Genomic DNA, 14,375 nt, shown 5'->3' with positions numbered 1-14,375 from the left:
TATGCCCTCCGCGAGCCTCGTCTTCCAGAGCCTGGTCCTCGGCGTGCTGCTGGGCGGGCTGTACGCCCTCCTGGCGGCGGGCCTCACCCTCTACTTCGGCGTGATGCGCGTCGTGATGATCGCCCACTCCGCCTTCCTGATCCTCGCCGCCTACCTCGCCTGGTTCGCGCACCGGGAGACCGGCGTCGACCCGCTGCTCACCCTGTTCGTCACCGTGCCCCTGTTCTTCGCCGCGGGCGTCGCCATGCAACGGCTGCTCCTGACCCGGCTGCGCCCGGCGACGCTCACCATGATGTCCGTGCTGCTGACGTTCTCGGTGGCGCTGGTCATCGAGGGGCTCCTCGGGTACGCGTTCAGCGGCACCCAGCGCCGGGTCAGGCTCGGCTACAGCTCCGCGAGCGTCGAGTTCCTCGGGGCCCGCGTGGCCGTGGTGAAGCTGATCGCCTTCGGCCTGGCCGCGCTCGCCCTGCTCGGCCTCTACCTCCTCATGAAGCACAGCCGCTTCGGCCAGGCCCTGCGCGCCACCATCCAGCACCGGGACGCCGCCCGGCTGCTCGGCATCGACACCGACCGGATCGCCGGGTACGGGTTCGGCCTCGGGCTCGCCACGGCGGCCGTCGGCGGTACGGCGCTCGCCCTCGACACCACCATCTACCCCTCGCTGCACTGGCACTGGATCGGCCCGCTGATGGCCATCATCGTCGTCGGCGGACTGGGCAGTGTGCCGGGTGCCGCCATCGCCGCCATGACCCTGGGCGTCCTCCAGAGCCTGCTGCAACTGGAACTGTCCACCACCTGGGCGCAGACCGTCTTCTACGTCGCGCTCTTCGCCACGCTGGCCGTCCGGCCGCAGGGATTCTTCGGGGGGCGGCTTGCGCAGAGATTCTGACCCCGGGTCCAGATCCAGCTACAGCTCCAGGTCCGTCTCCAGATCCACTTTCGTCCATCTCGGCGTGCTGCTCGTGGCGGCGGCCGTGGCGCTCTCCTTCCCGTCCATGGCCCCGAGCCCCTACGAGATCACCGTGGGCATCGCCATCCTCAACTACGCGGTCCTCTCCACGTCCTGGAACTTCGTCGGCGGTTTCACGGGCTATGTCTCCCTCGGGCACGGGGCGTTCGCCGGTCTCGGGGCCTACGGCACCGGCCTGCTGGTTGCCAAGGGCGAACTCCCGCCCTTCGCCGCGCTGTTCGTGGCCGCCGTCCTGGTGGCGGCGCTCGCCGTTCCGGTCGGCTACGCCGCCCTGCGGGTACGCGGTGCCTCCTTCGTCATCGTCTCCATCGCCCTCGTCCTCATCCTGCTGCTGGTCTTCCAGAGCTGGGCCTCCCTCACCGGTGGCTCCCGGGGACTGGTCGTACCGCGGCCCTTCCCCGGCATGCTGCGAGCCGAGCACCACCGGACCTTCTACTTCCTCTTCCTGGCACTGCTCGCGCTGGCCCTGCTGGTCTGGTGGGCCATCGACCGCTCACGGTTCGGCATGGGCCTGAAGGCGATCCGCGAGGACGAGGACAAGGCCCAGTCGCTCGGCATCCCCACGTTCACGTACAAGCTGGTGGTCTTCGTCGTCTCCGCCGCCTTCACCGCGCTGGCCGGCGGGCTGTACGCCCTGTGGTTCGGCGACCTCGACCCGGTCTTCCAGTTCTCCATCCTCAGCGGGTCGTACATGGTGCTGATGGCCCTGCTCGGTGGCGTCCGCCAGTTGTACGGGCCGCTGCTGGGCGCGCTGATCGTCGGGTACGCCCTGGAGTACTCCAAGGTCGAGTACGGCGACACCCCCCTGCATCTGGTCGTGGCGGGGCTGCTCCTGGGCGTCGTGGTGACGCTCATGCCGGACGGCGTCATCCCGGCCGCCGGCGCCCTCCTCCGCCGGTTCCGCCACACCGGCGACGCCTCCATCCGGGAGGTGACCGCAGCCGAACTGCGGGAGCGGGGCGAGGAGTTCCACGGGGGCGACGAGACGGAGGTGAGGGACAGTGAGCGAAGCGGCACCTGAGACGGCACCCGAGGCTGAGCCGAGCCTCGCGACCACCGGGCTCATTAAGGCGTTCGGTGGGGTCACCGCGCTGGACTCGGCGACCGTGACCTTCCACCACGGCAAGGTCAACGCCCTGATCGGGCCCAACGGTTCGGGCAAGACGACCTTCTTCAACTGTGTCACCGGGATGATCCGCCCGGACGCCGGGCGCGTCACCTACCGCGGACGCGACCTCACGGGCCGGGCCCCGCACCGGATCGCCCGCGCCGGCATCGGGCGTTCCTTCCAGCTCTGCCGGGTCTTCCCCCGGATGACGGTGCTGGACAACCTCCTGGCCGCCGTCCGGCCGCACGGTCTCACCGGACACCTCGGGCGCTCGGGCACGCATGCGGAGACCGAGCGGGCCCGTTACTGGCTGACCCGGATGGGCATCGAACACCTGGAGCGCGCCGAGGCCCGCCAACTCTCCTGGGGGCAGCAGAAGTTGCTGGAGCTGGCGGGCGTCCTGACGAGCGAGCCGGAGCTGATCCTGCTGGACGAGCCCGCGGGCGGGGTCAACCCGGCACTCATCGACCGCATCGGCGACCTGGTGCGCGAACTCAACGCCGAGGGACGGACGTTCCTGATCGTCGAGCACAACATGGAGATGGTCATGAGCCTCAGTGACCACGTCGTCGTGTTCGATCGCGGCCGGCCGATCGCCCAGGGCCCGCCCTCACTGATCCAGTCCGACGAACGAGTCCTCGGGGCATACCTTGGCGTCTGACGCGCACACCACCTCCGGCAGCACCGGCTCTCCCTTCCCTTCTCCCTTCCTTCTCGAACTCGACGACATCCGCGCCGGATACGGGCGGGCGGCGCTGGTCCTGCGTGGGCTGACGGTCCGCGTGCCGGCCGGGGCGATCGTGTGCCTCGTCGGCCCCAACGGCGCGGGCAAGTCCACGGTCCTGAAGGTAGCCAGCGGTCTCCTGGCCCCCCGCTCGGGCCGGATCCTCGTCGACGGCGAGGACGTCACCGGCCACGGACCCCAGCGGATGCTCGCCGCAGGGGTCGCCCATGTCCTCCAAGGGCACAGCGTGTTCCGGGAGATGACGGTCGCCGAGAACGTCCTGCTCGGCGGTTACACCCTGCGGGACAAGGACCTCGTCGCCGAACGCGCCGACTTCGTACGGGAGTTGTTCCCGGTCGTGGCCGAGCGGTGGACGAGCCTGGCCGGGCTGCTCTCCGGCGGGCAGCAGAAGCAGGTGGAGTTCGCGCGGTCGCTGATGGTCAAGCCCCGGGTCGTGCTCCTGGACGAGCCGTCGATGGGTCTCGATCCCAAGGCGACCGGGGTGGTGTTCGAGCAGATCGTCCGGATGCGGGACGCGGGGACCGCCGTCCTGCTGGTCGAACAGAACGCGCGGCGGGCCCTGGAAGCCGCCGACACCGGCTGTGTCCTCGATCTCGGCCGGGTCCATATCGCCGGCCCGGCACGGGAGTTGCTCGCCGACCCGCAGCTCGGCGAACTGTATCTGGGCGGTCGGCCCGCGCGCCGATGACTCCCATGACTCCCATGACTCCAAGGAGACCGTTCATGCGCAGCAGACGGAACAGGCTCGCGGGTGTCGCCGCGCTGCTGACCGCCCTCGCCACCACAGCGGCGGCACCCTCCGGAGCGGGGACGGGGACGGGGACGGGGACGGGGACGGGGACGGGAACAGGCCTCGTGCATCCCTCCCTGCGCCCCCACCTGGCCGCGTACTACGACTTCGAGCACCCGGTCCCCGGGAACCCGGCGCGCGAACGTGGCCTGGGTTTCTCCCGTACCGACATCGACCTCGTCGGCGGCGGGGCCCGGATGCGGACGTACGACGGAGCGCACCGGGGCAGCCGGGCCTCGCTCCAGGTGCGGCAGGTCACCCCGGACGCGAAGGGCGCCGACGACTGGAAGGCGGGGGTGTACGGGCCGTCCGGTGTGCCGACGCTCCGGGCGTTCAACGCGGTCGAGGGGATGACCGTGATGGGCTGGTTCAAGATGACCGGCCCGAACCCGGCCCTCAACACCAACACGGCCGCCCCGGACGACCGTTACGGCGCCGTGGGCCTGGCCGGAGTGCTGTCGGGGGACTCCGACGGCCACGCGGTGCGGGGCCTGCTGGAGATCATCGAGGTGAACGGCGAACTGCGGCTCGTGGCCCTCGGCCGGCGCGTCGACGGGGCGGCCTCGCAGACCTTCGCCGCCTCCGAGGACTGGCGCACCCTGCTGCCAGTCGGCGAGTGGGTCTTCCTCGCCGCCACCTTCGACTTCGGCACCGGAGCGACGGCGCTGTACCGCGACGGGCAGCGGCTGGACGGCTTCTACACCGTTCCCGGCGACCCCTGGGACCTCTCGGGGCCGGGCCCGCACCGTGCCTCGTCCACCGACCCCCGGGGCATCAAGATCGGCGGCAGCTTCCCGCAGAACACCGCCGAACGCAATCCCTGCGACTGCCGCATGGACAGCCTGATGTTCCTGGACAGCGCGGTGGGCGGCGACCGGATCCGGGCCCAGTACCGCCTGGTGGCCGACCACTGACGACGTACGTTCACAAAGGAGTGACCTTGATATGGCCGCATCTCCGGCCCTCAGACGCCGAGCCCACACACCGACCCCCCTCCCCCTGGTCCCCCTGGTCGTCCTCGCCCTGCTGCTGTCGGCCCTCGTCGCCCTCCCCGGCACGGCGCGCGCGGCGGCTGCCGGCCCCCTCACCGACCCCATCCCGGAGCGGCCCGCCGCCTCCGGCATCGGGCTGACCGTCGAGGAGTACGCCGCCTTCCCCAAGACCGAGGCGCCGCCCGGCCCGGTCACCGATCCCCGGCTCATGCGGCACGCCCGCATCAACCACCTCAGCGAACTCCCCGACCGCTCGGGCCGGAAGGCCGTCCCGGACCTCAACGGCAAGCTCTACCTCGTACGGGACGGCGGCGCCCCCCGGCTCTACCTGGACATCGCCGCCACCTTCTCCCCCGCGTTCTTCGCCAGCCGGGGCCTCGGCCAGGGCTTCGGCTTCGTCACCTTCGACCCCGGCTTCCAGCGCAACGGCCGCTTCTACACCGTGCACACCGAACTGGCCTCCGCGACCACCGCCGTACCCGACTACCGGCAGCAGGCGGCCACCGTCTACCAGGGCGTCGTCACCGAGTGGACGGCCACGGACCCCTCGGCCGACACCTTCTCCGGCTCCCGCCGGGAGATCCTGCGCATCGGCTTCGCGAGCCCGGTCCACGGCATCCAGCAGATCGACTTCAACCCCACGGCCGGTCGCCACGACCGCGATCGCGGGCTGCTCTACCTGGCCGTGGGCGACGGCGGCCAGGGTGCCAGGAGCTCCGAGCCGCAGAGCCTCGCCCTCCCGCACGGCAAGATCCTGCGCATCGACCCGCGCGGCACGAACAGCGCCAACGGCAAGTACGGCATCCCGGCCGGCAACCCGTTCACCGCGACCCCGGGCGCCCTGGGCGAGATCTACGCGTACGGCCTGCGCGACCCGCACCGCTTCAGCTGGGACCCCGCGGGCAGCCACCGTATGTACGTCGGGAACATCGGCCAGCACGCCGTCGAGTCGGTCTACGAGGTGCGCGCGGGCGACAACTTCGGCTGGAGCGAACGCGAGGGTCCGTTCGTCTTCGACAAGACGGCCACCGACCCGTGCGACCAGATCCTCCCGCTCCCCGAGGACGACGCGAAGTACGGCTACACCTACCCGGTCGTCGCCTACGACCACGACCCGCCCGCCGACTGGAACTGCACCTCCGACGTCGGCCGCGCCGTCGTGGGCGGCTTCGTCTACCGGGGCGACGACCTGCCCGCCCTGCGCGGCAAGTACGTCTTCGGGGACATCGTCGACGGACGGCTGCTCTTCGCCGACACCAAGGACATGCGGCGCGGCAGCGGCAAACTGGCGCGGTTGTACGACCTGATGCTGTACGACGCGAGCGGCAAGCGCGTCACGATGCGGGACCTGGCCCAGAGCGCCCGGGTGGACCTGCACTTCGGCCAGGACGCCGCCGGTGAGCTGTATCTGCTCTCCAAGGCCAACGGCAGGATCTGGAAGGTCACCGGCACCCGCGCGTTCGCCTCCTGCGACACCACCGGGTCCCGCCTCACCCACGTCATGGACGGCCGGAACTGGGCCCCCGTCACCGCGTCAAAGTGGCGCTTCCCGGGTCGGGAGGCCGTCCTCGCGGAGGCCGGCGTCCAGCGTCCCGGCCCGCGCCGCCCCTCCGAGTACGCCGTCCTGACGGCGGGCCCGGCGGCGTACCGCGACGTACGGATCGACGCGGAGGTCCACATCGACACGCCCGTCGACACGCCCAACCGGGACGTGATCCTCGTCTTCGACCACCAGTCGGACACGAGGTTCTCCTACGTCCATCTGTCCCAGGACAACACGATCTACCCGCACAACGGGATCTTCGTCGTCGACGACGCCGACCGCCGGCGCGTGGACGACCAGTGGAACGGCACGACGGGCGCCCCGCCGGCCGTCACCGACACCGCCTGGCACCAGGTGCGGGTGGTGCGCTGCGCGAGCACGGGCGAGATCGCGGTCTACGTCGACGGTTCGAAGCGGCCGCTGATGACCGCCGTCGACACCACGCTCGCCACCGGCCGGGTGGGCTTCGGGTCGTTCGACAACACGGGACGGGTTCGGGGGGTGAGGGTTTCGTCTCCGTGACAGTGCTGGTCGCGTCGTGAGTTCAGGTGGCTTCGTGCGGCAGTGCGCCGAGAACGGCCGCGAGGGCATGCGGGTCGCGGCGGGCGATGTTGTGGCCCACGGGAATCTCGTGGACCCGCCAGCCCGGGTCGTCGCGCAACCGTTCGGTCAGGGTCAGGAACGGGCTGCCCGCCCAGGCGCCCCCGCTGATGAACGTCCGGGCGGGGGCGCTGCCGAGGTCGCCCCTCAGCCTGATGGACTGCACGAGGCTCGGCAGGGGATGCGGTCGCGCGCGGGGGTCGAGCCCCTCGGGGACCGCGACCCATCGCCCGTCGTCGCGGGCGCCCGCCATGAACAGCTCGCGGAAGCTCTCGCTCGTCGACGACCAGCACGAATCCCCGTCGTCCGGGACATAGGCGTCGATGAAGACGAGCTGATCGAGGCGGTCGCCGAGCCGGTCCGCGACACCGGCGATCACCATCCCGCCGTAGCTGTGCCCGCACAGCGCGAGGGCCGTTCCGTCGCTCCGGTCGACGATCTCGGCCACCTGGTCGATATGGGTGTCGAGGTTCGGCGGGCGGTCCACATCGGCGGGGCCGTCCGACTCCAGCCCTGCCAGGGTCACCGCTTCCACATGGTGCCCGTCCCGGTGGAGGTCGGCGGCGACCGCGTCGAAGACCCATCCGCCCTGCCAACCGCCCGGCACCATCACGAATTTCACCGCGTCATCGTAGGCCAGGCGGAAACCGGTGAGGACGGCCTTGGCGCGCGGTCCGGTCGTCCGAGCCGTTGCACGTCGCTGAGGGCCTCTGGGACGATCTTCACGGCCGGGGGCGATGAGGTCGGACGCGCCCGCGGCGAACGGTGACGGAAGGAGTGCGCGTTGTCCTTGACGGACAAGGCCATTGAGCAGATCCGTGAGCTGATCCGCACGGGCGCCCTGCCCCCCGGGGCGAAACTCCCGCCGGAGCCGGACCTGGCCGCCCAGTTGGGGCTCTCGCGCAACCTCGCCCGCGAAGCGGTCAAGGCCCTCTCGGTCGCCCGGGTCCTGGACATCAGGCGCGGCGACGGCACCTATGTGACCAGCCTGCAGCCGAGCCTGCTCTTCGAGGGACTCGGCGGAGCGGTGGAACTGCTGCAGGGGGACGCGGGCGCCCTGCGGGACCTCATGGAGGTACGCAGGCTCCTGGAACCGCTCGCCACCGGGCTCGCCGCCACCCGGATCTCCGACGAGCAGCTCGCCGAGGTGAAGCAGCACCTGGACGCCATGCGCGAGGCCCGCGACGACGTGGAACTGCTCAACGCCCACGACGCCGCCTTCCACCGGGCCGTCGTCACGGCCACGGGCAACGAAACGCTGCTCACCCTGCTGGAGGCCATCTCCGGCCGCACGCTGCGCGCCCGTGTCTGGCGCGGCCTGGTGGACGCCCAGGCCGCGGCCCGGACCCTCGCCGAGCACGAGGCGATCTTCGCCGCCCTGTCCACCCGCGACGCCTCCCTCAGCCAGGCCGCCGCGCTCCTGCATGTGAGCACCACGGAACAGTGGCTGAAGGACCATCTCCGGGCGGCGGACGCACCACCCGGTACGACACCGACACAGGAGTGACACGAGAGAGCGGAACGGAGCCGCTCCGACTTCCTGTGAGAGCGTGCCGACGCCCCTTGTTGGACATCTGGCCTGTATGACAGGGTGGTTCAGCTCAGAACAATCCGTAACCGGCCCATCGGCTCGCACGGGTCGTGGCGTTGCCCGCTCCCCCCACAAGGCGGTCGCGCGGCATCACCCAGGCGGTCACCACCTCGACACCTCTCTCCGCACGGCCACAGCCAGGTCCGCGCTGCCGCTGTTCCCGCATCGGCCCGGGATGAGGCTGCCCAGCGCGCCCTGGGAGAAGGAAAGCCCCTGTGTCTTTCGCCCACTCGCTTCCCGCCAGCCCGGCACCCGACCCCGAGACCGCTCCCGGGATATCGGACGACGCCCTCGTCGCCGCGCTGAGAATGTCCCGGGCCGTCGAGGGCACCACCCCGGTCGCGGCGTTGATCGCGCGACACGGGTCAGCGGTCGCCGACTACGCGGAGATCTGCGCCCACGGTTCACCGGCCCTCGCGCGAGTGCTCGCTTCCGCGGCGTTCCGCCATGTGGTGCAGGACCTCCAGAGAGCCGGGTCCACCGACGCGCTGCGCCCCCGACTGCTCGTCGCCGTACGGGACACCGCCCGTGCGCGCGCACAGACCGGCACCGCTTCGAGGGTGTCGTACGACCGGGCCGGGACCGCCCAGGGAGACAGGCCACCGGCACCGTCGGTCGCCGAGAACCGGCACCTGACCCACATCGCCTTCCTGCGGCTTCCGCGGACCACGCAGTACGTGCTGTGGCATCTGGAGGTGGAAGCCGAATCGGCGGCCGTCCCCGCGGCCCTGCTCGGGATCGAAGGCACCATGCCGCCCTCCGAGTCGGACCGGGCGCGGGAGCAGTTGCGGTCGGCGCTGCTGCGCACACATGTCGAGAATTCGGCCGGGAGGGAGTGCCGGGACTACAGCCGTCTCCTCGACGCGCCCTCACGCGGTGCCGGTTCCACGCTGCCCGAGGTGCAACTGCATCTGGAGCAGTGCTCCTACTGCCAGGACACCGCCGAACAGCTCAGGCTCTGCGCCACGGAACCGGGCGTACTGCTGGCGGAAACGCTCCTCGGCGAGAGCGCGCACCCCTACCTGGCCGCGTGCCGGGCACGTCCCGCGCGGACGGCGTCCGGTGACACCACGGCCGCCAAGGGAGTCGACGCCGGCCGCTCGGAGGCCTCGCGGGCGCCACAGGGACCGGGAAGAAAGAAGCGCAGGTCCGGTGGCGCCCGGAAGGGCACGAAGGTTCTCGTCGCCGGAGTCGCCGTGATAGCCGTCGGTTCGGCCGCTGTCACGGCGGCGCTCATCGTGGCCGGTACGTCGTCCGACGACGCCGCACCGGGTCCGGCGACGCGGCTGCCCACGCCCACGCCGTCACCCTCCGCCCCCACGGCCGCGGCCGCCCTCCCTGTCCCTCCGGAGAGCGGCCGACTGCGCAATGCGGGCGCGGACCTGTGCATGGACGTCCCTGGGACGCCGCCCGAGCGTGGCGCGGAGATCACTCTGTCCGCCTGCTCGGCCGCCAGTACGCAGCGGTGGACCTACCTGGAGAACGGGCTGCTGAGCAATCTCGCCGCACCCGAACTGTGCCTGGACGCGGGCGGGGACGACGAGGTGCTGGATCTGGAGTCCTGCGACTCCTCGGGCGACGTCTCGTTCGGTCTCCGCTTCGAGCTGAGCCCCGAAGGGGAACTCCGCACACGCGACGAGAGGAACCTCGTGATCGCCCCCGCCTCGCCCGAGGCCGGCACCATCCTGGTGCCGGCTCCCCGGAACGGGGACGCGGAACAGCGATGGGTGGTCGAGTCGGTCGCGGCGGGGTAGGTCAGTCCACCCACCACTTGCCGCACTTGGTGATGCCGTCGAACTCCCCGCAGGCGCGCGCGGCGTAGTTGGCGTTGTAGACGGACTGGGTGCGGCTGCCGGTGTAGGGGCCGCACATCTTCCAGCCGTCCCTCTTCGCCTGCTGGTCGGTGACGACGCCCTTGAAGTCGGGGAACGAGCGGAAGCTGCGGTCGACCCACAGCCGGTCGCCGGCCTTGCGGCCGGACTTGATCTCCGCGCGGCTGTAGCGGTCGAGCGCCGACTCGTTCTGCAACTCGACGCGGCGGCCGCGGAAGTCGAACGACGCTCCGGACTCGACGGCGCGGAAGACGCCGACGACGGCGATGCCGTCACAGTCGTCCTCGGTGGCCGAGGCCGCCGACGCGGGGACGAACACCAGGGCGCCGCTGCCGATCAGCACGGCCGAGGCCGCGGCCGCGCGGCCCATACGGGAGTTCTTCACATGGGTTCCTTCGGTGAGTGACATGGACGGGTGGGGCTCACGTCGGTCGATGACGTGGGCGCCGTCCACAGATTCCAGAACGCCGGGGCCCGGCGACAACCGCTGCCGCCCCACCGGGACAGTGGGACCGTTCCGCCCCGGTCGACCTGCGCGAACGACGGGCCCCTGGGACGGCGTTGGGACGCGGCGGCGACCCGCGCGGAAGAGGGTGGTCTCCTCCCGTGCCGTCACACTCCGCGCAGGGCGTCGCCGAGCAGGGCGATGCCCTCGTCGATCTCGTGGGCGGGGCCTGCCGCGTAGCCGAGGACGAGGCCGGGCGGGCCGGGGGTCATCCGGTGCCAGGACAGGGGGTGTGCCTTGACGCCGCGGGCGAGTGCGGCGGCGGCGAGGTCGGTGTCGTGGAAGGCGCCCGGCCCGTCTCCGAAGCTGATCATCAGGTGCAGGCCCGCGGCCGCCCCGTGCACCCGGGCACCCGGCAGATGGGTCTCGATGGCCCGCAGCATCACGTCCCGCCTCCGACGGTGGCGCAGCCGGACGTGGCGCAGATGGCGTTCGAGTTCGCCGGAGTCCATCAGGCGGGCGAGGGTGAGCTGGGTGAGGACGCCGTTGCCGAGGTCGGCGTACCGCTTCGCGGTCACGAGGGCGTCGTGCCGGTGCGCGGGGGCGAGGAGCCAGCCCACCCGCAGCGCGGGCGCGAGCAGTTTGGAGACGCTGCCGGTGTGGCAGACGCCCTCGGGCAGCAGGGAGCGCAGGGCCGGGACCGGCGGCCGGTCGTAGCGGTGCTCGGCGTCGTAGTCGTCCTCGATGACCACCCCGCCCTCGGCCGCCCAGCCCAGCAGCTCGCGTCGGCGTTCCCCGCCGAGGACCACACCGGTGGGGAACTGGTGGGCGGGGGTCATCAGCACCGCTCGGGCGCCGGAGGCACGCAGGGCGCCCACGTCGAGCCCGTCGCCGTCCACCGGGACGGGAACGGTCGTGAGGCCGCCGTACTCCAACTGCTGGCGTGCGCCGAGGGATCCGGGGTCCTCGACGGCGATCCGGCGGGTCCCCTCCGCCCGCAGGAGCTGCCCGAGCAGGCCGAGGGCCTGCGCCACCCCGGCGACGATCACCACCTCGTCCGCGTCCGCGCGAATGCCGCGGTTGCGGGCCAGCCAGCCGACCACGGCCCGGCGCAATGCGGGGGCGCCCCGGGGATCGCCGTAGCCGAAGTCGGCCGGCGTGACCCCCGAGAGGACGGCGCGTTCGGCACGCAGCCACGCGGTGCGGGGGAAGGCGGCGAGGTCGGGGACGCCCGGGGAGAGGTCGATGCGGCAGGGCAGGGCGCGCAGGGTGTCGATGATGCCGTCGCGGTCGGCCGAGCCGAAGAGCGCGGGCCCGGGCTCCGCCGAGTCGCGGGTGGGATCACGGGGTCCGGCGGGCACCGCCACGACCACGGTGCCGCGTCGGCCGCGACCGGCGATCTGACCGGACTCCGCGAGCCGCCGGTACGCCTCGGTGACCACGCCCCGGGTGACGCGCAGCTCGTCGGCCAGTACGCGGCTGGCGGGCAGCCGGGTGCCGACGGGCAGCCGGCCGTCCGTGATGGCGGACCGCAGCCGGTCGGTGAGCCAGGTGGTGCGTCCGCCGGGCGGTGCCTGGCCGATGTCCAGCTGGAGGAAGTCCGAACCCGTCGCGGACGCTGTTTTGGACCCCTCGGAGCGGGGTGCTGTGGACCTGCCCATGGCGTCCATTGTGCGGGCAGGGTGGACGCCATGGACACCCCCTCCCCTCCGTTCGCGCCGCTCGTGCCCGGCATGGTCGGCATGGTTCTGGTCGGCAGCAGCGTCACCGTCTCGCACGCCCTCGTCGACGCCCCGCTGTTCACCACACAGGCCGTCCGGTACGCGGTCGCGACCGTGATCCTCGTGGTCGTCGCCCGGCTCGCCGGTCATCGGCCGGTGTGGCCGCGCGGCCGGGAGTGGCTGTGGCTGGGCGGGCTCGCGCTCACCGGTCTGGTGCTGTTCAACGTGGCCGTGGTGCGGGGCGTGGCACACGCGGAGCCCGCGGTCATCGCCGTGGCGGTGGCGTGCGTCCCGCTGGTGCTCGGGGTGGTGGGGCCCGTGCTGGAGCGGCGCACGCCCAGTCGGCAGGTCCTGCTGGCGGCGCCGGTCGTGATGGCGGGCGCGGTGCTGGTGCAGGGGACGGGCCGTACCGATGCCGTCGGGGTGGCCTGGGCGGCGCTCGCCCTGGCCTGCGAGGCCGCGTTCACACTGCTCGCGGTGCCGGTGCTGCGGCGGCACAGCCCGTGGGGGGTGTCCCTGCACGCGGTGTGGCTGGGCGCCGTGATGCTGGCCGTCCTCGGCGCCGTACGGGAAGGGCCGTCCGCCGTACGGGAGTTGACGGGAACGCAGTGGGCTGCGGTCGGTCATCTGGCGCTGATGGTGACGGCGGTCGCCTTCGTCCTGTGGTACTCGACGGTGCGCTCCGTCGGGGCCGGGCGGGCCGGGCTGCTCACCGGTATCGCGCCGCTCTCGGCGGCGGTCGCCGGCGCCCTGTCGGGCACCGGTGTGCCGGGGCCGTCGGTGTGGCTGGGCATCGCCGTGGTGATCGTCGGCCTGGTCGTCGGCCTGCGGCCACGCGTCTCGCCGACCGAGGAGGTCCCGGACCTCGACGGCACGGCCCCGGTGGATCCCCCGCCCGCCCCGACGCGCTCCCGATAGCCGTGTAGCCGGCTCGGCCGGGGGCCCAACAGCCCTGGCCGGGGGCGCCCTTCGCCTCGCCGACGTCGGGCGGCGGGTGCCGGTGTCGCACTAGGATTCGGACCATGCCGCTGACGATGCACGATGTGGACCGGTTCGAGGCGACGAGGCCCCGGCTGGAGGCGATCGCCTACCGCCTGCTGGGCTCGGCGAGTGACGCGGAGGACGCCGTGCAGGAGACGTTCCTGCGCTGGCAGGCCACCGATGTCGACCGCATCGAGGTGCCCGAGGCCTGGCTGACGAAGGTCCTCACCAACCTGTGCCTCAACCAGCTCACCTCGGCCCGCGCCCGCCGGGAGACCTATGTGGGCCAGTGGCTGCCCGAGCCGCTGCTCGCCGGCGACCCGATGCTCGGCCCGGCCGACACCGCCGAACAGCGCGAATCCGTCTCGTACGCGGTGCTCACCCTGCTGGAGCGTCTGACGCCCAATGAGCGGGCGGTGTACGTGCTGAGGGAGGCCTTCGACTACCCGCACCGGGAGATCGCCGAGATCCTCGACATCAGCGAGGCCGCCGGGCAGCAGATCTTCCACCGCGCGAAGAAGCACGTGGCGGCGGGCAAGGCCCGTACGGAGATCGACGAGGCGGCGGCCCGGCGGATCGTCGAGGAGTTCCTCGCGGCGGCCACCAGCGGGAAGACCGAACCGCTGGTGGCACTGCTCACCTCGGACGCCATCGCGGTCGGCGACGGCGGCGGGAAGGTCCCGGCCCGCGCCAAGGCGTTCGAGGGCGCTCTCGCGGTCGCGAAGTTCATGCGGGGTCTGTTCAAGCCGACGCCGGCGAAGCGGGCCCTGGTCGGCGGCACGTCCGAGATCCATGTCTCGACGGCCAACGGCGGCCCCGCGATCCTGGCGGTCGTCGACGGCCGGGTCATCGGGGTCGTCTGTCTGGAGATCGGCGCGGACGGCATCGTCGCGTTCCGCAGCCAGGTCAACCCCGACAAGCTGGAGCGCGCGACCGAGGTGTGGGCGGCCACCGAGCACGGGGAGCCCCTGCTCCACGTCTAGCAAGAGGGAATGTGACCTGCTTCACATTCCCTACCTGTCAGGAAAGCGCGGGCTGCCCGGTTCAAGGGGCGTCA

At 72.1% G+C, this 14,375-nt stretch carries 13 protein-coding genes; 10 read left to right on the top strand and 3 right to left on the bottom strand.

Annotated elements, in window-relative coordinates; all coding sequences use genetic code 11:
- The first annotated feature begins 1 nt into the window (after nt 1).
- From ACZ7MG_RS32210 to ACZ7MG_RS32185, 6 genes are all read left to right on the top strand, one after another.
- Nucleotides 2-889, top strand: a complete 888-nt coding sequence (locus tag ACZ7MG_RS32210) for a branched-chain amino acid ABC transporter permease (protein WP_471381551.1) — start codon at nt 2-4, stop codon at nt 887-889.
- Nucleotides 890-953: 64 nt separating this feature from the next.
- Complete coding sequence (locus ACZ7MG_RS32205; protein ID WP_471381550.1) at nt 954-1,991, top strand: branched-chain amino acid ABC transporter permease; 1,038 nt, start codon at nt 954-956, stop codon at nt 1,989-1,991.
- Nucleotides 1,972-2,739, top strand: coding sequence for an ABC transporter ATP-binding protein (locus tag ACZ7MG_RS32200; RefSeq protein WP_471381548.1), 768 nt, complete (start codon nt 1,972-1,974; stop codon nt 2,737-2,739). Before ACZ7MG_RS32205 ends, ACZ7MG_RS32200 begins: the two co-directional genes overlap by 20 nt.
- The gene (locus ACZ7MG_RS32195) at nt 2,729-3,511 is read left to right on the top strand and encodes an ABC transporter ATP-binding protein (RefSeq protein ID WP_471381545.1); all 783 of its coding nucleotides are present in this window, start codon (nt 2,729-2,731) and stop codon (nt 3,509-3,511) included. Before ACZ7MG_RS32200 ends, ACZ7MG_RS32195 begins: the two co-directional genes overlap by 11 nt.
- Nucleotides 3,512-3,546: 35 nt before the next feature.
- The gene (locus ACZ7MG_RS32190) at nt 3,547-4,527 is read left to right on the top strand and encodes a LamG-like jellyroll fold domain-containing protein (protein WP_471381543.1); all 981 of its coding nucleotides are present in this window, start codon (nt 3,547-3,549) and stop codon (nt 4,525-4,527) included.
- A 31-nt stretch (nt 4,528-4,558) separates the two neighbouring features.
- Nucleotides 4,559-6,670: a PQQ-dependent sugar dehydrogenase gene (locus ACZ7MG_RS32185; protein ID WP_471381541.1), complete on the top strand. Its 2,112-nt coding sequence runs from the start codon at nt 4,559-4,561 to the stop codon at nt 6,668-6,670.
- Nucleotides 6,671-6,692: 22 nt separating this feature from the next.
- Here ACZ7MG_RS32185 and ACZ7MG_RS32180 read toward each other — a convergent pair whose 3' ends face one another.
- Nucleotides 6,693-7,370, bottom strand: coding sequence for an alpha/beta fold hydrolase (locus tag ACZ7MG_RS32180; RefSeq protein ID WP_471381538.1), 678 nt, complete (start codon nt 7,368-7,370; stop codon nt 6,693-6,695).
- Between the two features lie 162 nt (nt 7,371-7,532).
- Here ACZ7MG_RS32180 and ACZ7MG_RS32175 point away from each other — a divergent pair, with 162 nt between their 5' ends.
- Complete coding sequence (locus tag ACZ7MG_RS32175) at nt 7,533-8,255, top strand: FadR/GntR family transcriptional regulator (protein WP_471381535.1); 723 nt, start codon at nt 7,533-7,535, stop codon at nt 8,253-8,255.
- Between the two features lie 299 nt (nt 8,256-8,554).
- Entirely contained in the window at nt 8,555-10,093 is a 1,539-nt protein-coding gene (locus ACZ7MG_RS32170; protein ID WP_471381532.1) for an RICIN domain-containing protein, read from the top strand.
- A 1-nt stretch (nt 10,094) separates the two neighbouring features.
- Here ACZ7MG_RS32170 and ACZ7MG_RS32165 read toward each other — a convergent pair whose 3' ends face one another.
- Nucleotides 10,095-10,556, bottom strand: a complete 462-nt coding sequence (locus ACZ7MG_RS32165) for a hypothetical protein (protein ID WP_471381529.1) — start codon at nt 10,554-10,556, stop codon at nt 10,095-10,097.
- A gap of 227 nt (nt 10,557-10,783) precedes the next feature.
- Nucleotides 10,784-12,277 carry a MocR-like pyridoxine biosynthesis transcription factor PdxR gene (gene pdxR, locus ACZ7MG_RS32160; protein WP_471381526.1) on the bottom strand — a complete coding sequence of 498 codons (1,494 nt, stop codon included), beginning with the start codon at nt 12,275-12,277 and terminating at the stop codon, nt 10,784-10,786.
- Between the two features lie 30 nt (nt 12,278-12,307).
- Here pdxR and ACZ7MG_RS32155 point away from each other — a divergent pair, with 30 nt between their 5' ends.
- Both ACZ7MG_RS32155 and ACZ7MG_RS32150 read left to right on the top strand, forming a co-directional pair.
- Nucleotides 12,308-13,255 (top strand): DMT family transporter, encoded by a 948-nt coding sequence (locus ACZ7MG_RS32155; protein ID WP_471381524.1) that lies wholly within the window; start codon nt 12,308-12,310, stop codon nt 13,253-13,255.
- Between the two features lie 104 nt (nt 13,256-13,359).
- Nucleotides 13,360-14,301 carry an RNA polymerase sigma-70 factor gene (locus ACZ7MG_RS32150; RefSeq protein ID WP_471381522.1) on the top strand — a complete coding sequence of 314 codons (942 nt, stop codon included), beginning with the start codon at nt 13,360-13,362 and terminating at the stop codon, nt 14,299-14,301.
- Nucleotides 14,302-14,375: the final 74 nt, after the last annotated feature.

It is taken from the genome of Streptomyces sp. NPDC107538 (assembly GCF_055657445.1).
This window is presented reverse-complemented; position numbering and strand designations above follow the sequence as displayed.

Coding starts and splice junctions, on each gene's coding strand:
- ACZ7MG_RS32155 (WP_471381524.1), top strand. CDS start 12,308: ATGGACACCCCCTCCCCTCCGTTCGCGCCGCTCGTGCCCGGCATGGTC.
- ACZ7MG_RS32210 (WP_471381551.1), top strand. CDS start 2: ATGCCCTCCGCGAGCCTCGTCTTCCAGAGCCTGGTCCTCGGCGTGCTG.
- pdxR (WP_471381526.1), bottom strand. CDS start 12,277: ATGGGCAGGTCCACAGCACCCCGCTCCGAGGGGTCCAAAACAGCGTCC.
- ACZ7MG_RS32185 (WP_471381541.1), top strand. CDS start 4,559: ATGGCCGCATCTCCGGCCCTCAGACGCCGAGCCCACACACCGACCCCC.
- ACZ7MG_RS32190 (WP_471381543.1), top strand. CDS start 3,547: ATGCGCAGCAGACGGAACAGGCTCGCGGGTGTCGCCGCGCTGCTGACC.
- ACZ7MG_RS32150 (WP_471381522.1), top strand. CDS start 13,360: ATGCCGCTGACGATGCACGATGTGGACCGGTTCGAGGCGACGAGGCCC.